Consider the following 18,775-nt stretch of genomic DNA (forward strand, 5'->3'; position numbering starts at 1 on the left):
AATATAAGGTTAATGTGGATTTTTCATGCTAAATTCTAACTTAGGACACAACATAAGCTTTAAACAAGCAGATGTAAATATCTTGGCTTTAAGTGACACTCACGGTGACACCAAAAGTACTATACCTTTATACCAAAATATTAAAGATAGCAAAGACGATGTCTTCATAAAAAAATCAGCCCCATCCACCTTAAACCTTTTGGCTGTTGTAGGGGATTGGTTTATGAACCCTACACAAAAAGGCTTTTTAACATATCCTAAAATGACGACCGGACAATACCAATCTGTATTTTTGAACGCAATTATTAAAAAAACCAAAAGCTTTGTACCCGATTTAAAAGTCCTTTATACCCCCGGCAATCACTGTCTTGACGGTGGCTCAAAAGTGCTTCTTGAAAACACAAAAAACATAGACATGGACACAATAATATCAAACTCTCATATAGAAAATGCCCCTGATATAAAAAACTTAGACAAATCAAGTAAAAATAAAATTTCTGAATCAAAAATACTTGAAATTCCTGACGACAAAGACCCTAAAAAAATCCACAAAGTTTTGGCACTCGGCATAATCCCCATAAACATCGATTATCTCGTAAAAGAAGATATCTCCGGATTGGGACTTTTTGGCACTAAAAATATTAAAGATGCGGATTTAAAAGAAAAAGATGCCAGAGAAACTTGCGTTGCTCTGAAAGAAATCGTAGATAAATTTAAAGAAAAAAACCCTGACGGAGCCGTCATGCTTATGAGCCACGCCGGAGAGCCCGTTTCAAAAACCATTGCCAGAAACGTGCAAAATATTGACTTGATTTTGAACGCTCACGACCATCAAGATAAATTATCCTACGTAAAAAATGATGACGGTAAAATCACTCGAATTGTTTCGCTTTCTCAAAATGCTCAAAAAATTGAAGGCGTAAATATTCATTTTGACGACGACAACAATATCACAGTAAGCTCAAAACCACATTATACCGATTTTAAAAACATTGACCCTAAAAACCCAATTCAAGCTCTTTATAACTATTTATTCAAAAAAGATTTATCACCGATTTTTTCAATAAAAGACCCCCTCGGTCGCTCTGAATTAAGCATTGACAATGTAAGATATGAAAATAATGATTTGGCAAATTTCTGCACCGACGCTGTTTACTCAGAAATCAAAAAAGAACACCCTGAAGTAACGGTTTTTGGAGTCGGTTCAACTGCGTTTAGAAAAAATCTCCCCACATCAACCAACAGACCAATTATAAATATGGACAACATAGACCTTATGAAAGGAATAGCAGGAGAACTCGCAAATGTAATGGTAGGTTCGATTTCAGGACAAATACTCGCAAGCTATATTTACGAAAATGTTATTGACAATCTATCAAGCCCAAGCAGAAACGCCTTAAATCAATTTTCAGGAATCGTAATTAACAAAGCAGCTATTCAGGATTTGAGCCAAAACAACATAAACATTAACTCCAAAAACCCGAAATGTGCTTATCAATACATTCAAATAAGAAACGAATTTGGAGAATTTGAGCCTATTGACCCTGAAAAAAATTACAATGTAGCTCTGCCTAAAAAATTGTTCGTAAAATCAACGAATAAGCCATTCCACGACTCAATCAAAAATTTCGAAAACACAAATATTCCAGTCGACGCATATTTTAGACAATTCGCAGAAAATTGCGCTAAAGAAATTGATTTAAATCTCGATTATAGAATAATAACCTAAACGAATTATTCGACACAAAATGTCACGTTTAATTGTATTTTTTCTTTTTACTGCTACGATAATGGCAAGAAAAGAAGGAATTTTTATGTCTGAAAGTATTTTGTTTGTTATCGATGAACTTGAACTTAAGTATTTTGAATTTAATGATTTAGTCTCAAATTTTTGGATTATTAAAGGTTTTTTGGAAAGAGGCTACAAAGTAGACATTACAACCAAAAACTCGCTTTATATTAAAAATTCCATCGGCTACACGAAAGCTCAGCCCTCTTTTTTGAAAAATAATGATATTTTTTGTGAAAAGCACTTTGTAAATCATCCTATTAATGATTATGACGTCGTTTTCTTTAGACCCGACCCACCCGTAAACGTTAATTATATTGACGCTTGTTACGTTTTCGATTTCGTCGACAGAGAAAAAACCCTCTTGATTAACGACCCTTCTAAAATTAAGGACTTCAATGAAAAATTTCATATTAATTATTTCCCTAATTATGTCCCAAAAAACATCGTAACAAGTTCAAAAAGTTTGATTAGAGAATTTGTTGACGAAAATGAAGAAGCAATTATTAAACCACTCAATCGATGCTTTGGAAGCGGAGTATATTATTTAAATAAAACAGACAAAAACTTGAACTCCATTGTATCTTCCTTGACTGAAAATGAAAAAACTCCCGTCATGGTTCAAAAATATTTGAAAAAAGCTACAGAAGGCGACAAAAGAGTATTGATTGTCGGAGAAAAAGTCTACGATGAAACAATTCAAAAATTACCCGGCGACAGAGATTTTAAATTCAACACTCACTCTGATAATTTTTTCAAAGCTACAAAACTGACTCCTCGAGAAAAATTAATCGCTGAAGATGTCGCAAAAACATTGAACAAGCAAGGTTTATATCTGGTCGGGCTCGATGTGATTGATGAAAATATAATCGAAATAAATGTTACAAGCCCATGTTATTTCTTTAGAGAAATTAATAAAACTTACGGGATTAATTTCCACACTATCGTTATGAAGGATATAATAAACCTTATAAACAACAAAACAAAGGCTATGACACGTGATTTATGCTTGAACTAGCACAAGAAAACACCATAAAAAATAAAGATGATTTATTAGAAATATTTTTCGATGGCATAAAACAAACTCAAAAAATAGGAGTTGAATTCGAAAAAATTGCCGTTTATAAAAATTCTAACAAAGCTGTTGGCTATGAAGATATAAAAAAACTCTTATTGAATTTTAAATCTGCAAACTGGGAAAAAACATATAAAGATGGTGCCCTTTTGGGGTTATCAGGCTCCCTCGGAAATATTTCCCTAGAACCGGGAAGCCAAGTAGAAATAAGCTTTAAACCTTTAAATACAATAAATGAAATCCATGAAAATATAGACAACTACCTTTGTCAGCTTTATACTGCCTGCGAAAATCTCAATATATCTTTTTTAGAACTGGGAGCTCAACCTCTCTCTACGTTTGAAAATATAAACATTATTCCTAAAAAACGATATGAATATATGTCACGATATTTGCCGACAAAAGGCGAATACCCCTTTGTTATGATGAGAGAAACAGCTGGTATCCAAGCAAGTTTTGACTACAACAGTGAAAAAGACGCTATGGAAAAATTAGCACTTGCCCTAAAATTGAGCCCAATTATCAGTGCAGTTTTTGCAAATTCTCCTGTAAGAAACGGCAAACTAAACGGATACAAATCTTTTAGAGCCAATAGTTGGCTTCACATGGACAACGACAGGTGCGGACTTGTATCAAAAAATTTAGTTGAAAATCCTCAAGATTTTTCCTTTGAAAAATATATGGAAATACTTCTTGATGTTCCGATGATTTTTGTAGAAAAAGACGGTATTTCTATTCCTATATCAGATTTGACATTTAGAGAATATATCAAATCTGGTTTTAAAGGCCTACAAGCTTCAAAACAAGATTGGCTCACCCACCTGAGCCTGTTTTTCCCTGACGTTAGGCTTAAAAATTATATTGAGATAAGAAATCACGACAGCCAAAAAAGAGAATTCGTCGAAGCAATTCCTGCTTTTTGGAAGGGACTTTTATATAACGCAAAATATTTTAACAAAGCTAAAAAACTTATTGAAAATCTGAATTTTTATCAAATATCACTCCTAAGACAAAATACTCCAAAAACAGGACTTACAGAACCTATAAGGGATTTAGCCCTTCAACTTTTCTCGATTGCATTTGATAGTTTAAAAGAAATGAATCTTAATGAAGAAGCCTATCTTCAACCGATAATGAGCCTTTTGGCAAAAAACAAAACCCCTGCTGATTTAATCATTGACTCATTGCAAAATAATTAAAATCGCACCAAATATCATTATGCTCGCCCCAACCAGTTTCTTTTTTATCTCTTTTTCGTGAAAAATACGATACCCTAAAAAAACACTCACCAACGTCGAAAGTTGAAACAAAGAAAGAGCATACCCGACATTCATTCTTTCAAAAACAAAATTGGTCGAAAGTTGCATTAATCCCATCAAAACCGCCAATAAAATATATTTAGAAATATCCTCAGGCTTAATCTTTCGATTAACGTTATTTGATTTGAAAAATAAAATCAAAAACGAAAACAAAGCACCGAACCAACACCACACGCAAAATGATGCCAAAGGTGAAGATAAAACAATAACTTTTTTGATAAAAATTGCCTCTATTCCGGTAAAAATCAAGGCTAACAGTCTATACCTGACATCTTTCCTTAAAAATATTTTCCAAGTAAATTTTTCCTCTAACGTATCAAATACAAAATAACTGCCTAAAATTACAAAAAACATTCCAATCAAGCCATAAATTTTAGGAATTTCGCCAAGTAAAATTATACCAAAAATGAGACCCACAACTGCTTTATAAGAATTTATCGGCCCCAAAACCGATAATTCACCGGTTTTTAATGCCTTTATTAAAAAAGCATTTCCAAAAGCTCCGAAAAAGCCACCAATTAGAGCATATTCCCAAAATTTTAAAGAATAATTATTATTAAAAAACAATGGCAGATATATTAAACAGCAAAAGCCTAAAAGAATATAAGTAAAAAAATTAACACGAAATACATCTCTGCCTGTGCCTACCAATTTTTTTTGGACAACATTTGCAACTGGATTAGACAAAATTCTTAAAATAATTGATGTGTATAATAATTCCACTCTCTAGCTCCTTATTAATTTTATATCAAATTTAGCTAAAAATCGCTTTTATAAAAATAAATAATAAAATTTATACCTCCACAATCGTGAAATAAATAACACCATAAGGCTGTTATAAATAGTATTTAAGGGGGAACAACACTTGTATATAATTCACGATTAATCTTGTATTTTTATCTCAATTGTGACAACTAATCCTTTCACCCTATTCCTTTCAAGGTATTATATGTTATAATTGCTAAGCATAGTGTTTAATACCACCTACGAGATTTCTCAAAGAAAGGTTTTTGTTAATGTATAATAGTCTTGATAAAGATTTATTTAAACTTTCAGATATTATTGACATTGATTTTATGCAAAGAATTCAAGATGACTTTGCTGACACATTGGGTTTTGCTGCTATAACAATTGATAATGAAAAACCGTTTACAAAACCTTCGAATTTCACTGATTTTTGTGTTTGTAAAACACGTAAATCTAAAGAAGGTATGAAAAATTGCCTCCACTGTGACTTAAAAGGCGGAGAAAAAGCTTTAAAAGAAAAAAAACCAGTAATCTATTCTTGCCATGCCGGTTTGACCGATTTTGCCGTGCCTATCACCATCGAAGGGAAACACATCGGCTCTATCCTTTGTGGACAAGTAAGAACCGATAAGCTTGATGAGAAAAAAATCAGACAATTAGCCAAAAAATACGACATAAACGAAGAAGAATACATCGAAGCTTATAGAAAAATAAAATACGTTCCCAAAGAACAATTGGAAATCGTCGCTAAAAGCCTTTGGTTAATAGCTAATACCGTATCCGAAATGGCATATAACAATTACAAGCTTATCGTAGAACAAAAAGTAAGAGCTTCTATTGAAAAAATTCTAAGAATTATAAATGAAAGTAATGAAAAAGAAGAAATCTTGCAACCAATGTGCAAAGAAATTGCTGATTTATTTAATATCGAAAGAGTTATAATAATGAAGTTTTCAGAACAAGGTCCTGAGCTTCAATGTGACTATACAATTAATCCTTCAATTTATACCATTAAAGAACATTTGTCTACTGAAGAATATCAAAAAGTACTTGATTTTTGGAATAAAAAACTACTCGAAAGAAACGAAATAACCATCTTTGATGATATTGAACAAGTCGGTGTACCTCCTCAAATAAAAAAATACTATTTGAATCATAAAATTAAAACCACTATGTCAAAAACTTTTTGTCGTACTGACGATTCTGTCATGGTTATTGTGCTAGCTAAATATTACGAAAACAGACCTTGGACAAAAATGAGCGAAGATACATTACGAGTAATTACCGCTCAAATTGAGGTTGCCCTTAATAAGGCAAAACTTCACCAAGAAAATTATATACAACAAGAACGTGAAAAAGCTCTTTTAAATAATTTACCATATACAGCTTGGCTAAAAGATAAAGATGGAAAATATCTAACAGTTAATAAAGTTGCTCTACAAATGTACGGACACAAAATAGAAGAAATACTCGGCAAAGATGATTTTGAAATTTTTGGTACAAATGCCGGAAAAATAAGACAAGAAGAAGATAGGAAGGTCATTGAGAGCAAACAGTCTATTTTCTTTGAGAAAGAATCCATGGTCAAAGGCATCAAAAGATATGTCGAAGGATATAAATCCCCTGTTTTTGACAAAAACGGCGAAGTTATAGCAACCGCAGGAATTGTTAAAGATGTAACTGATATAAAAGAAGTAGACCAAATTAAATCAGAATTTGTATCTATAGTAAGCCATGAATTGAGAACTCCTGTTACTTCAATCCGAGGCGGTTTGGAACTCGTTATTAACGGGCTTGTAGGAGAAATCCCAGAAAAAGCAAAAGAACTACTCAGAATTGCAAACAGCAACTCTCAAAGATTATGTGGCATTATTGACAATATATTAGATCTTGAAAAACTCGAAACAGATAATATCAAACTCGACAATGATTTCAATAATGTTAAACAAATGATTGAAAGCGTTATTAATGACAACAAAGCATACGCAGAACAAGCTCAAATACCGATTTTTACAGATATAGACCTTGATGATATTAATATTAAAGTTGATAGAAAACGCTTTATGCAGGTTTTAAGCAACTTATTGACAAACGCTATTAAATTTTCACTACCTGACAACAAAGTAAGTCTTATCGCAAAATGTATTAATAACAACATTCATATAGGAGTGACAAACAAAGGCCCTATAATACCAGAGGGCTCAGCATCAATTTTTGAAAAATTTTCACAAATAGATGCTTCTGACACAAGAAAAAAAGGTGGTATTGGTTTAGGTTTAACTATCTCAAAACTGCTTATTGAAAAAATGGGCGGAAAAATAGGTTACACTTCTTCTGACGGTCAAACAACTTTCTTCGTGCATTTACCGAAAGCAAATTAATAATTTTTATTTAAATACTCTTCAATATCAAATGGGAAACAAAATACAAAACTAACAAGTTCATCTAATCGTTTCTCTATTTTATCTTGGATATAAGGGTTCAAAGGATCGCTTGTCGCTATAGTGACCGCCCTTATAAACTTGCACAAAGGAAGAACATGATTTGATAAAATAAATTCTTTCCCTAATTTATTTACATATTGTTTATCAACCAGTGTATTCATAGGGTCTACATACGCAAATCCTAAATAATTACCCCATATTTCGCCCAGTTTTTGTTTTTCTATGCCACATTCGGTAATTATTTTTTTTGCAACTTCATAAGAATCCTGACTTCCCTCCATAAGAGTACCTATCAGAATTATATCAAGTCCTGTTTTATCTACCAAATATTCTAAAAACTCGGGTTTAAACATTGTAAACTCCTTTTGAAAATTCACTCCAAGCCTTTTGAATATAGGATGTAATATCTTCAGGAGTATTATTTTTCCTCAAAAAATGCGTAAATCCTTCAGCTTTTAATTGAGCCTCTATTTCAGAAGAAGTAGAAACGGTTAAAACAATGACACAAATCTTTGATAAATCTTGTTTGTACTGCATTAAAAAATCATTACCTTTTAAGTTCGGCATATTAATATCTAAAAGCAAAATATCAGGTTTTTTTTCAGAAATAACAGGATATAAAGCATCACCAGAGCTTACTTCTTCAATAACATCAAAGAAAATACTTTCTAATAATCCTCGAAGGAAATATCTTACAAATTCTTCATCATCTGCAATAACAACATCAGGCATCTACGCCCTCCTCAATTGTATTATGAATGGCTGAAACCAAAGAATCAAGATAATTATTCATTTTATCTTGTTCAATTTCAGTTTGCTGTTTTTTTATTGAAAGTAAATATTCTTCAAAAACACTAGAAGCATTATAGAGATTTTTAAAACCATACATGCCACCTGTACCTGTTATTTTATGGACAATGTCTAATAATTCCAAGCAAGTTTGCATGGTGTGTTCTTCTTGTTGGTATTCTTCAATTTGGACAACATCTTTTTCCAATTTTTTAAGATATGCCCTTCTCAACATTTTTATAGTATCCTTCAAATCAGCCATTAAATTAGCCTTCTTCCCAAATTTTAGAAATATTAGCGTATAGCTGAACTGGGTCAAACGGCTTTGTTATTATACCTAGAATACCAAGCTTTTTTAATGATTCAAGCTCATGAACTTGAGCCTTTGCTGTCATAAAAATAACCGGCACATTCTTTGTTGATTCTTTTTGTCTTAATTTTTGCAATGTAGTAGGACCATCCATCAGTGGCATCATTACATCCAACAAAACTAAATCGGGAGCATAATTATCTATTGTATCCAACAGAATTTGTCCGTTATCGGCGAATTCGATTTCGCAAGGACTCATCGCATCAATAGCAACTTTTACTATTGTTTTTATATCGTCTTCGTCTTCTGCGTACATAATTTTTTTAAGCTTAGCTATTTCCATCAGTACCACCTCCGGGTTTTTTCACTATTTTCTTTATTGTATCAACAAATTTGTCTTGCGTTATTTGTGTTTTTAAGATTACAGAATCAACTTTTTCTGCAAGTTTCTTATCAATATCGTACCCTGAAAAAATAATTATAAACGCATCTTTATTTAATTCTCCGCTTTTAATTATATCGACAAGTTCTTCACTTGTTCCGTCAGAAAGTTTGTAATCCAAAATTATCAAATCAAATGCATCTCTAAGAAGAATCTGTTTTGCCTCTTGAATAGTAGAAATAGTTGTCACCATTGCGGATTTACTAAGCATTGATGCAACGACTGTCGCCAAGTCTTTATCATCTTCTACGTGTAAAATTTTCGGCGTGCTCGCCTCTTTTGTTCGCAACAACCTATATACAATGTCTTTTAAATAATTATCTTCAACAGCTTTTTCATACCATTCAACTACTTTATATTTAGCAACTATTTTTGGGTCTCTTTTACTTGCAGACACAATAATAACAGGAATATTTTTTGTTTTTTCGCAAGCTTTGATTTCATCTAAAAACTCAAGTCCGTCTTTATCAGGCAACATCAAATCCAATGACATTAAATCATACTTTTGGGTTTTTAATCGCTCAAAAGCATCGTTTGCACTATGAGTAATTTCAACTTTATAATCCAATTCTTCAAATTTCTTTTTGATTAAATTTGCGGTAGTTTGATTATCTTCACAAACCAAAACTATGGGCGGATTTTCTATATTATATATTTCGGGGAAAGAAACTTTAAAAGAGGTATATTCCCCGACTTCTGAGTCATAAGTAATCAAACCACCCATTTGTTCTGTCATAAATTTACAGATATTAAGACCTAATCCGGTACCTTTTTTTTGATTATTCGTTTTATTAGTAATTTGATAAAAACTATCAAAGATTTTGTTGCCCACCGATTTTGGAATTCCATCGCCTTTATTTGTCACAACAACTGAAATTAAATTATTTTCACGAATAATATTAATAATGACATTCTCCCCGGAAGTGGAATATTTTGCAGCATTTGACAATAAGTTGGTAATTATTTGAATAAATTTGCCACTATCAACATTGATTTTCGTATCCTCAAGAGTTTTGTCCATAACGAATTTTACATTGTTTTGCAGTGCATAAGCCATATTTGAAACAACAGCTTCTTCAACCAAAGCTTTGACGTCAAACTCATCCATAACGAAATCCATTTTACCGGCTTTCATTTTTTCAAGATCTAACATGTCATTAATTAAATTTACAAGTCTAACGGCATTATTGCCGGCAATTTTAACTAGCTCTTTAGCTTTTTGAGGTAATTCGCCAACCATACCACTGCTGATAAGTCCAATTGCACCTCTAATTGACGTCAAAGGGGTTCTTAGCTCATGACTAATTATTGAAACAAAATTTTGTTTAATAACCTCAAGTTCTCGCTCTTTTGTAATATCTTCTAAAACTAAAAGATATTTCATTTTGTCATTAATATAAATAGTTCGACAAGTAACTTTCAAATCACGATATGTACCGCTTCTATGAATAGCTTTATATTCAATAGTAGCACCATTTACTAAAGGTTTTAAATTTCTTCTGACCAGAAAATCAATGAAAGGTTTCCCTATATATGTTTCTAAATCATAGCCTAAAATATTTTTCGCATCTTTATTGACATATTCAATAACTTTTCTGCTATTAGTCAAAATCACACATTCTGAGATATTCTCTAGAATAGTACGCATGTATTTTTCTTGGTCTTTTATAACTTGTTGATTAAACCTATAACAACTTGAAGGAACATTTAATTTATTATGAATAGCAATGGCAAAATCTTTGCAAGTAGGATATCCGCAAGATTTACAATTGATTTCTTGAGAATCTTTGGTTTTTTTCCTTATTTGAAGAAAAGCCTCTGCTATATCATTTTCATTTGGATTATGTATATTTACAAGTGCAGATTTATCATCATAAGAAATTAAAAAGTCATCTAAATTTAAAATCTCATCAAATTGCTTCACCATTGCTGCAAATTTGTCATAATCGACCACAAATTTGTCCTGATTTGCATGTCGTTGTTCTACTATCAATTCTTTTTGGTATTCATGAATAATAGAACTATGATAAGAATCAAAATTGACCATTGAACCAATGTTGCAACCATCTGAACAATTTAAGATATCTAAAAGTTTATAAGGCTTTTCTTCATCAGGATTTTCAGCAGAATAACGCAGATAATCATAAATGATTGAGGAACCTTCTATATGCCTAATTGTCATATCCGGACAATGATATTTAACATTATCTTTTAAACCGCCTGAACGTGAAAAGAATTTGCCCAAAAAGCCTTCAGTTTCATCAAAATTAACTTCTTCAAATTGAGATAAATCTATATTTTGCTCTTTAATATAGTCAAAAAATTTGTTGATTGTAATCGAATATTCAAATAATCCTTTATTTCCGAGTTTTAGCATCTCTTTACGTTTTGCGATACAAGGTGATATTAAAGCAAGAGAATCGGTATTTTTAAGATATTTTTTAATATAAATAGCAGAACAAGCAACCGGACTGTTCACAGGGATTAAATTTTTGATAAGTTTTGGTTCATATTTTTCGATAAAATCGACAACAACAGGACACGGCTGCGAAATCCAATATTGAGAATCATCTTGCTTTTCTATGAATTTTGCATATCCCCAACTTGTAATATCTGCACCAAAAGACACGTCATATATAAAATTAACGCCTAATGATTTCAAATATCCAAAAAACTTTTTATATTCTTTATACTTTATCGCAACAAAAGAAGGTGCGACCATCACATTTATTTTTTTCCCCAGAGATAAATCATGCAAAAAAGTATCAATGTCATCAACATATTCTCTGGCATGGTGATCACAAGCTTTTAAGCAATCTCCGCATGAAATACATTTATCATTATCAACAGTAATTACACGTTTGTTTTTTTTATCTATGGAAACACTGTTAGCATATTTCACAGGACACACTGCTATACATTTATTACATGCGGTGCATTTTTCAGGGTTTGTTTTAATTATACTCATTCATAATATTTCAAACAGAATACTAACTTTTCTCATTATAGCTAATTTTCATCAAATTACAAGGCTAAAACACCCTAAAAAGCATTTATATTTACAAGAAAAGGAAAATTAACTTCTTTTATATTCTATAAATCTAGTATTTTTGGGAATATTATGGATAATAGTATAAAATGCATTGTAACGGATTATGAAAACGTCATCTTATACGTTAATATCATTATAATTATATTAGAGGAAAGGAAGATATAATGAAAAAATTTTTATCGATTTTAATAATATTTTTTTTATCACTACCTGCTAATGCTACAACACTAATAGTCAAAAGCACAGAGTCTTTTTCTACTGTGCACCCGAAATCTAATATAAATCTAAAAGTAGTAAAAGCCGGAAAATATGGCAAAAGCTATTATTTCGAAAAAAATTCTATAATATATAGCACAGTTGTAAAAGTTACTGACCCCAAAAGAGGGAAACAAAACGCTTATTTCGTTTTAAAACCCACAAGGTATTCCCTTCCATCTAAAGGAAAAACTATCGCCATCAAGAACCCGAAACTTTACTTAAAAGTTGTCGGTTATAAACCAATGGACAAAAAAGAAACAGCTATCAAAGCCGGAGCTACTGCAGGAGGATTTATAGTAACAGGATTTACACAAGTATTTTGGTTCGGGAAAGGCGTTATTAAGCCTAAAAAGAACAAAAATCGTATTTCATCAGGCGTCGAATCCATGTATAAAAATTCGCCTTTGGTCTACATAGAAAAAGGTAACGAGCTCATTGTTCATCAAGGAGATTTGTTAAAAATTAAATTTTATAAAAAACGATAATATTTGGTTTTTAAATTACATAAGTTTAGGATTGATTTTTATTTCATTACCGATTGCAAAAAAATCCGTATCAATTATTGACAACCTTTTTCAATCTCATATCCGCAATGTCAACAGCTCAAGAATTATCAGAGGCAAATCGAATTTGGCAATATAAGCTAGCCTTCTTCTTTAGTGCCAACACAATACCCTGGAATTAAATGAGATAAAGGAATAATTTTTGATGCAAATTTAGCAACATTACTTCCCTTTGTAGCTAAAGAAGTCAATAAACAAATATCATCTGTCTGAACAGCAAAATCTTGCGTTTCAAGTTTACGCTCTTTCTTTTGAGCAAAAAATTTTGCATTGATTAAATTAGAAACTTTATTACCTATAAAAACGCTTGAAAACATTGCTACAAGACCACTTCCTACCATTAACGGGATTGGCTTACTTATAGCCAATTTTGTAGCTGTTTTCTTTGCAAGTTTAACGCTGCTTCCAACCATTATTGCAGGCACAACATAATTGCCCACAAACTGAGTAATTCCTTCTTTTAATTTTGCTTTGAAATTACGTTTATCCGTCACCATGCCTGCAGCAAAACCTCCTGCGATAGAACCACCTGCAATCTGCAACACATCTTTTTCGTTACATTCAATGTGTTTAGCAGAGTTAAGAAATTTCTTTGAATTGCGAAAAATATCAGCATAATCAAGCGTTATACCTTTATTTTTTGCAACAGAAGAAAAAGCCGATGCCACACCAACTATGCTTCCTGTTAAAGAAGCCATTTTGACTATATTTTTGCTTTTTTGTTTTTGATTCTCACTTACACAAGCAGGGATATTATTAACTGTTAATGACATTTTTCTGGTCAGAAAATTCTGACTCCTCCAACTAAAATAAAACGATAGAGGTATTTTACGACATTAATAAAAAAAAGCAAGACCAAAAATAATTAGTATTTAAAAAAGCCTGCGACGGGATTCGAACCCACGACCTGCTCATTACGAATGAGCTGCTCTACCAACTGAGCTACACAGGCACTGCCTTCATTTATTTTATACACCAAGGACTCAAAAATGTAAATCGATTAATAACTTCTCTTTATTTATTTTTTTATTTCATATAAAATATAAGAATAAATGCAAAATATCAACAATACAATAAGAAAATATATACAAATAGATAAATCTTTTTTATTTGACTCCAGTAGATATTTATATGGGCTGCTTTCATATTTAAATAAAAACGGAACTGCAATTTTGCCATTTAGATATTCGTTTGAATTAACATATAGATGTAACCTAAGATGTCCTTATTGCTATATAGGTGATGATAGAAATAAAAACGAACTATCTACTCAAGAATGGTTTAATATTATTGACCAAGTGCCTCGCTATGCTTTTATTTCACTAATTGGTGGAGAACCCCTATTAAGAGAGGATTTTATTCCTATTTTACAAAAATGCTCTAAAAGAACTCTCAATAAAGTTAATATCGTATCTAACGGCAGTCTACTGACTGATGAGATAATAAATGAATTAATTAAACAAAAACTCCTTATGTTTTCGGTTTCACTCGATGGCTATGGAGCAACTCACGATTTAAATAGAGGGTCTACAGGTCTTTTCGAAAAAGTAACATCAAATATTGAAAAACTTAATAACGCTAAAAAAAATAAAAAAGATAAACCTTATACCGATATAAAAACTGTTATATTAGAAAATAATTTGAATGAATTGCCAAAGTTATACAAACTCTCTAATGAATTAAACTCTGAATATTTTTCTTTATCTTTTAAAAGAAATAATATGATGAAACAAAATTCAAATCTATATGAAACATTTAACAAAGATTTTTACGAAACAGAATATCCTATTGAATTATATTTCGACATGGAAAATTTTAAAGAAATATACAAAGAACTCGAAAGCCAAGCAAAAAGTTACAAAACAAAACTCCGCTGGGCACCTAAATTCCACCCTACTGGCGACTTAAAAAAAATTGAAAAATTTTTCTCATCAAATGCAAGTCCAAAAGACCTGTATCATCGATGCCTCACACCATACTCTAATATAAATATAAACCCCGAAGGGGATATTTACCCTTGCCTATCCTTAAAAATAGGAAATGTAAAAGAAAATAAAATAAAAGATATTATTAATATGCCAAAATTTAAATGTTTTAGAAAAAATTTAAAAGCCTCAAAACTTTTCCCAGCCTGCCAAATGTGCTGCGAAATCGTTCCAAAAATAAAATAGTTTATAAAATTAAAAATACGAAAAAGAGCCTCTTATCGAAGCTCTTTTTAAAAATGGGGCGGGAGATGGGAATCGAACCCACGAATATCGGAACCACAAACCGAGGCCTTAACCACTTGGCGACACCCGCCATCAAGTAATCTGACTATACTATAAAACAAAAATTTTTTCAAGCAAATAAAAAGGGCCGTTCTCTACGAACAGCCCCTCTCGGAAAGTTTTCAAGCTACATCATCACGCGCTGACGGTGGACCTTCAGGATTTATTTTATCCTTCCATGCCTGAATTATTCTTTCCTCGATAGTTCTCAAGTCTTGAGGAGAATATTTATCTTCATCTCGGTACATATGAATATATCTCCATGCAGCTTTTATATGTTCTGGGGTATCTATCGGATATTTTTTATTCACTGGATCTGCGAATAATACATTTCCATATTCGTGCAAGCCGTGTTCGGGATAGACACCTTCTCTTTTTTCTATCATATCTTTCTCCCAGTAATGATTTTAATCTCTTTCACATTTTCATTATAAAGAATGGCTAAGCGTTATTCATTAGCCATTTTCACAATCTTTTACTATGGGACAAAAGTTTATAATTTTGAATTATATTCTTTTATGTTGTTAATCATCACATAGACTTCTTTTGGAGCGTCAAGCATATCAGTGAACATCTCTATATAGCACAACCTTTCAGATGATTCATTGCTTGCCTTTTCAAGTGCAAGATTCAACTCATTTTGAGTCCTGACAGAAGCATAAAAATACTCTTTTCCACCTGAAAATCCATCTATTAGTTTTTTATAATTCCAGTTTTTAATATTATTAAAACCATCTAAGGGATCTTTTGATAAAACCCTTTCTATTGTGTAGCCTGAGTTATTTAATAACAAAATAATAGGCTTAATATTGTTATCAAAGAAATTTGAAACCTCTTGAATTGTTAATTGATGTGAGCCTTCTCCTGTGATAAGAATCGGGCGTCTTGACCTATCGGCTACAGCTGCACCAAATAAAGCAGGAGTTGCCCAACCTATTGAACCCCATAAGGTTTGGGTATGGAATGAAACATCAGAAGGTAATTTCAATAAACCTGAATTATTTCCCAAAATACCTGTTTCCACGCATACTGTATCTTTTGGTCTTAAATATTTTTCAATTACGGGAAATATATCATCAACCTTTAAAACTCTATCTGAAAAATCTTTATCAACTTGTTTAGTTAAAGGTATTTGAATATTTTTTTTCTCAATTAAAGATTTCAACTCGCAAATCACATCTTTTATCAAAACATTTTCAAATTTCTTACCTTCGACAACGACATAATCAGCCTGAATATCAATTTTGAAACCTTCTCTTGGCATAGCCAGATAGCCTGCTGTGTTCAAATCTGAAAGCAAAGCACCAACAGAAATCAAACAATCAGATTTATCAATAAAATTTCGAGTTATTTTAGAACCTACAGAGCCCAAGTTTGTTCCTATAAAAAGTGGATTTGTTTCATCGACAGAGCCTTTGCCCATAATATAATTTGAAAAAGGAATTCCTGAAGAATTTATCAAATCTTCCATTTCTTTTGACAAATTAAATCTTTTGACAAGCAAATCGAGTACAAATACAGGACTTTCAGCCTTATTAATAACTTTTTTTATTGAAGTTAACGCCAAATTCAAATTTGATTCACAAGACTTAATTTCTATTTCAGGAATATTGTCGTCGACCATAATTTTACAAACGTCAACAGGGATTGCCACATACACGGGACGTCTTGTTTTCACCATAACTTCTATTATTCTGTCTATTTCAGCTTTTGCGTTATCCTTGGTTAAAAAAGCCGTAGTTTCGACAACATTTTTATACGCTCTTTCAAACGCATGATAATCAGGAGCGTTAATATTATGGTGAATTAAAGCATTTGAATATATGGCTTTAGTTGAGGGAATACCTGCTATCTTTATTACGGGAATATTTTCCGCAAAAGACCCTGCAATACCGTTTATAGCACTCAATTCTCCAACGCCATAGGTAGTAACAACAGCCCCAAATCCGTTGACTCTTGCGTAACCGTCAGCAGCATAGGCAGCATTCAGTTCATTTGTGCAATTAATCCATTGCAAATTTTTATTATCCTCGACCGAGTACAAAATATTAAAGTTAAAATCTCCGGGCAAGCCAAAGATATCCTTAATACCAAGCCTGTCGAGCCTTTTCATTAAGTAATCAGTTAGTGTAATCATTTTTCCGTTATTTTTTGTTATTAACTATTAAATATCTTGATTGATAGCGGAAAGGGAGCCCCTCTCCGCTATATTTACAGGTTAGAATTTTTCTAAGTAAGTTTCTATTTCATAAGGAGAAACATAAATTCTAAAGTTCTCCCATTCTCTGCGTTTTGAATTAATGAATTCATTGAAGATATGTTCACCCAATGCTGATTTCACAACAGAACTTTTCTTCATTAAGTCAAGAGCTTCATTCAAGCTACCCGGTAAAGATTCGATTTTCGCACGTTTACGTTCTTTGTCATCCATTTTGTAGATATTGTTTTCAACCGGCAATGGTGGCTTAATTTGATTTTCAATACCATCTAAGATTGCTTCCAACATAACGGCAAGAGCCAAATATGGATTACAAGAAGGATCCGGGGAACGAAGTTCCACTCTGGTTGCGTTTCCTCTCTTTGCAGGAACTCTTATTAACGCTGAGCGGTTTGCCAATGACCAAGCCAAATAAACCGGAGCTTCATAGCCCTGAACCAAACGTTTGTAACTATTTACAAGAGGATTTGTAACAGCAGTAAATGCTTTTACGTGTTCTAACATACCGCCAATTGTGTAAAGTGCTTCTTCGCTTAATTGATAAGCTCTATCAGGGTCATAGAAAGCATTTTTTCCATCTTTAAATAATGAAATATTGCAGTGCATACCTGAACCATTAATACCAAAAATAGGTTTTGGCATAAAAGTTGCGTGCAACCCGAATTGAGAAGCAACAGCTTTTACGGCATAGCGAAACGTAACAATGTTATCTGCCGCAGTCAAAGCATCTTCATATTTAAAATCGATTTCATGTTGACCAACAGCAACTTCGTGGTGGCTGGCTTCAATTTCAAATCCCATTTGATTTAAAACACGAACCATTTGACGTCTTATGCCTTCTGCTTTATCGACAGGAGCAACATCATAATAGCCTGCTTTATCGTTTGGAATTGTTGTCGGAAGCCCATTTTCATCTTTTTTAAATAGGAAAAATTCAGCTTCAGGACCAACATTCATAACAACGCCCATATCAGCCGCTTTTTTCAATACTCTTTTTAAATTAGCACGCGGGCAACCTTCAAAAGGAGTTCCGTCAGAGTTGTGAATATCACAAATAAATCTTGCAACATTGATTTCTTCGCTTTTATCTTCTCTCCAAGGAAGGATTGTAAAAGTGTCGATATCAGGATAAAAATACATATCAGATGTTTCAATACTTCTAAATCCTTTGATAGAAGAACCATCTAACATACATTCGTTATCCAAAACTTTGTCGATTTGGCTTGCAGGAACAGCCATGTTTTTAACGTGGCCGTGCAAATCACAAAATTGCAATCTGATAAACTCGACATGTTTTTCTTTGATAATGTTTTTAATTTCTTCTCGTGTAAACTTTTTCTTTGCCATACTTACCTTAGCCTTTCACATTAACTACAATAATGAACCTGCTTGAGCTTATAGTCAACAAAGTGTTGAATATTAACAAATTTAAAGATTTCAGTTTTTTGACCAATTCTTTTTAATTTTTTACCTCACAGAGTAAATTTTTTATATTTTAC

16 protein-coding genes and 2 tRNA genes are annotated in these 18,775 nt (G+C 32.2%); 6 read left to right on the plus strand and 12 right to left on the minus strand.

Annotated elements, in window-relative coordinates:
• Positions 1–25 precede the first annotated feature (25 nt).
• From PHV37_03440 to PHV37_03450, 3 genes are all read left to right on the plus strand, one after another.
• Positions 26–1,729, plus strand: coding sequence for a metallophosphoesterase (locus PHV37_03440; protein MDD3237131.1), 1,704 nt, complete (start codon positions 26–28; stop codon positions 1,727–1,729).
• 85 nt (positions 1,730–1,814) lie between these two features.
• On the plus strand, positions 1,815–2,807 hold the full coding sequence (locus tag PHV37_03445; protein ID MDD3237132.1) for a hypothetical protein: 993 nt from the start codon (positions 1,815–1,817) through the stop codon (positions 2,805–2,807).
• A complete protein-coding gene (locus PHV37_03450; GenBank protein MDD3237133.1) occupies positions 2,795–4,063 on the plus strand; it encodes a glutamate-cysteine ligase family protein in 1,269 nt (422 codons plus the stop codon). The genes PHV37_03445 and PHV37_03450 overlap by 13 nt, the downstream gene beginning before the upstream one ends.
• Here the strand turns inward: PHV37_03450 and PHV37_03455 are convergent.
• A complete protein-coding gene (locus PHV37_03455) occupies positions 4,046–4,906 on the minus strand; it encodes a GRP family sugar transporter (GenBank protein MDD3237134.1) in 861 nt (286 codons plus the stop codon). The genes PHV37_03450 and PHV37_03455 overlap by 18 nt on opposite strands.
• A 293-nt stretch (positions 4,907–5,199) precedes the next feature.
• Here PHV37_03455 and PHV37_03460 point away from each other — a divergent pair, with 293 nt between their 5' ends.
• The gene (locus PHV37_03460) at positions 5,200–7,311 is read left to right on the plus strand and encodes a PocR ligand-binding domain-containing protein (GenBank protein MDD3237135.1); all 2,112 of its coding nucleotides are present in this window, start codon (positions 5,200–5,202) and stop codon (positions 7,309–7,311) included.
• On the opposite strand, the gene PHV37_03465 is transcribed toward PHV37_03460, so the two are convergent.
• Genes PHV37_03465 through PHV37_03485 form a run of 5 tightly spaced genes read right to left on the minus strand, consistent with a single transcriptional unit; the run spans position 7,308 to position 11,883 of the window.
• Positions 7,308–7,727 (minus strand): hypothetical protein, encoded by a 420-nt coding sequence (locus tag PHV37_03465; protein MDD3237136.1) that lies wholly within the window; start codon positions 7,725–7,727, stop codon positions 7,308–7,310. The two genes, PHV37_03460 and PHV37_03465, sit on opposite strands and share 4 nt — an antisense overlap.
• The gene (locus PHV37_03470; GenBank protein ID MDD3237137.1) at positions 7,720–8,106 is read right to left on the minus strand and encodes a response regulator transcription factor; all 387 of its coding nucleotides are present in this window, start codon (positions 8,104–8,106) and stop codon (positions 7,720–7,722) included. Before PHV37_03470 ends, PHV37_03465 begins: the two co-directional genes overlap by 8 nt.
• A complete protein-coding gene (locus PHV37_03475) occupies positions 8,099–8,425 on the minus strand; it encodes an Hpt domain-containing protein (GenBank protein MDD3237138.1) in 327 nt (108 codons plus the stop codon). The genes PHV37_03470 and PHV37_03475 overlap by 8 nt, the downstream gene beginning before the upstream one ends.
• A 4-nt stretch (positions 8,426–8,429) precedes the next feature.
• Positions 8,430–8,816: a response regulator gene (locus PHV37_03480; GenBank protein MDD3237139.1), complete on the minus strand. Its 387-nt coding sequence runs from the start codon at positions 8,814–8,816 to the stop codon at positions 8,430–8,432.
• Complete coding sequence (locus PHV37_03485; protein ID MDD3237140.1) at positions 8,803–11,883, minus strand: [Fe-Fe] hydrogenase large subunit C-terminal domain-containing protein; 3,081 nt, start codon at positions 11,881–11,883, stop codon at positions 8,803–8,805. Before PHV37_03485 ends, PHV37_03480 begins: the two co-directional genes overlap by 14 nt.
• 248 nt (positions 11,884–12,131) lie before the next feature.
• On the opposite strand from PHV37_03485, the gene PHV37_03490 reads away from it, so the two are divergent.
• On the plus strand, positions 12,132–12,710 hold the full coding sequence (locus PHV37_03490) for a hypothetical protein (protein MDD3237141.1): 579 nt from the start codon (positions 12,132–12,134) through the stop codon (positions 12,708–12,710).
• Between the two features lie 158 nt (positions 12,711–12,868).
• Here PHV37_03490 and PHV37_03495 read toward each other — a convergent pair whose 3' ends face one another.
• Both PHV37_03495 and PHV37_03500 read right to left on the minus strand, forming a co-directional pair.
• Positions 12,869–13,561 carry a hypothetical protein gene (locus PHV37_03495; protein MDD3237142.1) on the minus strand — a complete coding sequence of 231 codons (693 nt, stop codon included), beginning with the start codon at positions 13,559–13,561 and terminating at the stop codon, positions 12,869–12,871.
• A gap of 106 nt (positions 13,562–13,667) precedes the next feature.
• Positions 13,668–13,740: transfer RNA gene (locus PHV37_03500), tRNA-Thr, on the minus strand.
• A 100-nt stretch (positions 13,741–13,840) separates the two neighbouring features.
• On the opposite strand from PHV37_03500, the gene PHV37_03505 reads away from it, so the two are divergent.
• Complete coding sequence (locus PHV37_03505) at positions 13,841–14,959, plus strand: radical SAM protein (protein ID MDD3237143.1); 1,119 nt, start codon at positions 13,841–13,843, stop codon at positions 14,957–14,959.
• Positions 14,960–15,013: 54 nt separating this feature from the next.
• Here PHV37_03505 and PHV37_03510 read toward each other — a convergent pair.
• The 4 genes from PHV37_03510 to glnA all read right to left on the minus strand — a co-directional run bounded on the left by PHV37_03510 (position 15,014) and on the right by glnA (position 18,623).
• Positions 15,014–15,089 (minus strand) — tRNA-His (locus PHV37_03510).
• Positions 15,090–15,180: 91 nt separating this feature from the next.
• Complete coding sequence (locus tag PHV37_03515) at positions 15,181–15,444, minus strand: hypothetical protein (protein ID MDD3237144.1); 264 nt, start codon at positions 15,442–15,444, stop codon at positions 15,181–15,183.
• Between the two features lie 107 nt (positions 15,445–15,551).
• Positions 15,552–17,195 (minus strand): thiamine pyrophosphate-binding protein, encoded by a 1,644-nt coding sequence (locus PHV37_03520; protein ID MDD3237145.1) that lies wholly within the window; start codon positions 17,193–17,195, stop codon positions 15,552–15,554.
• An 81-nt stretch (positions 17,196–17,276) separates the two neighbouring features.
• The gene (glnA, locus tag PHV37_03525; protein MDD3237146.1) at positions 17,277–18,623 is read right to left on the minus strand and encodes a type I glutamate--ammonia ligase; all 1,347 of its coding nucleotides are present in this window, start codon (positions 18,621–18,623) and stop codon (positions 17,277–17,279) included.
• Positions 18,624–18,775: the final 152 nt, after the last annotated feature.

The organism is Candidatus Gastranaerophilales bacterium (assembly GCA_028693235.1).
GTDB lineage: Bacteria > Cyanobacteriota > Vampirovibrionia > Gastranaerophilales > Gastranaerophilaceae > JAQUVW01.

What these genes read in the sequence shown, in the direction of transcription:
- PHV37_03440 (MDD3237131.1), top strand. Translation starts at nt 26, where the DNA reads ATGCTAAATTCTAACTTAGGACACAACATAAGCTTTAAACAAGCAGAT.
- PHV37_03445 (MDD3237132.1), top strand. Translation starts at nt 1,815, where the DNA reads ATGTCTGAAAGTATTTTGTTTGTTATCGATGAACTTGAACTTAAGTAT.
- PHV37_03450 (MDD3237133.1), top strand. Translation starts at nt 2,795, where the DNA reads ATGCTTGAACTAGCACAAGAAAACACCATAAAAAATAAAGATGATTTA.
- PHV37_03460 (MDD3237135.1), top strand. Translation starts at nt 5,200, where the DNA reads ATGTATAATAGTCTTGATAAAGATTTATTTAAACTTTCAGATATTATT.
- PHV37_03465 (MDD3237136.1), bottom strand. Translation starts at nt 7,727, where the DNA reads ATGTTTAAACCCGAGTTTTTAGAATATTTGGTAGATAAAACAGGACTT.
- PHV37_03470 (MDD3237137.1), bottom strand. Translation starts at nt 8,106, where the DNA reads ATGCCTGATGTTGTTATTGCAGATGATGAAGAATTTGTAAGATATTTC.
- PHV37_03475 (MDD3237138.1), bottom strand. Translation starts at nt 8,425, where the DNA reads ATGGCTGATTTGAAGGATACTATAAAAATGTTGAGAAGGGCATATCTT.
- PHV37_03480 (MDD3237139.1), bottom strand. Translation starts at nt 8,816, where the DNA reads ATGGAAATAGCTAAGCTTAAAAAAATTATGTACGCAGAAGACGAAGAC.
- PHV37_03485 (MDD3237140.1), bottom strand. Translation starts at nt 11,883, where the DNA reads ATGAGTATAATTAAAACAAACCCTGAAAAATGCACCGCATGTAATAAA.
- PHV37_03490 (MDD3237141.1), top strand. Translation starts at nt 12,132, where the DNA reads ATGAAAAAATTTTTATCGATTTTAATAATATTTTTTTTATCACTACCT.
- PHV37_03495 (MDD3237142.1), bottom strand. Translation starts at nt 13,561, where the DNA reads ATGTCATTAACAGTTAATAATATCCCTGCTTGTGTAAGTGAGAATCAA.
- PHV37_03505 (MDD3237143.1), top strand. Translation starts at nt 13,841, where the DNA reads ATGCAAAATATCAACAATACAATAAGAAAATATATACAAATAGATAAA.
- PHV37_03515 (MDD3237144.1), bottom strand. Translation starts at nt 15,444, where the DNA reads ATGATAGAAAAAAGAGAAGGTGTCTATCCCGAACACGGCTTGCACGAA.
- PHV37_03520 (MDD3237145.1), bottom strand. Translation starts at nt 17,195, where the DNA reads ATGATTACACTAACTGATTACTTAATGAAAAGGCTCGACAGGCTTGGT.
- glnA (MDD3237146.1), bottom strand. Translation starts at nt 18,623, where the DNA reads ATGGCAAAGAAAAAGTTTACACGAGAAGAAATTAAAAACATTATCAAA.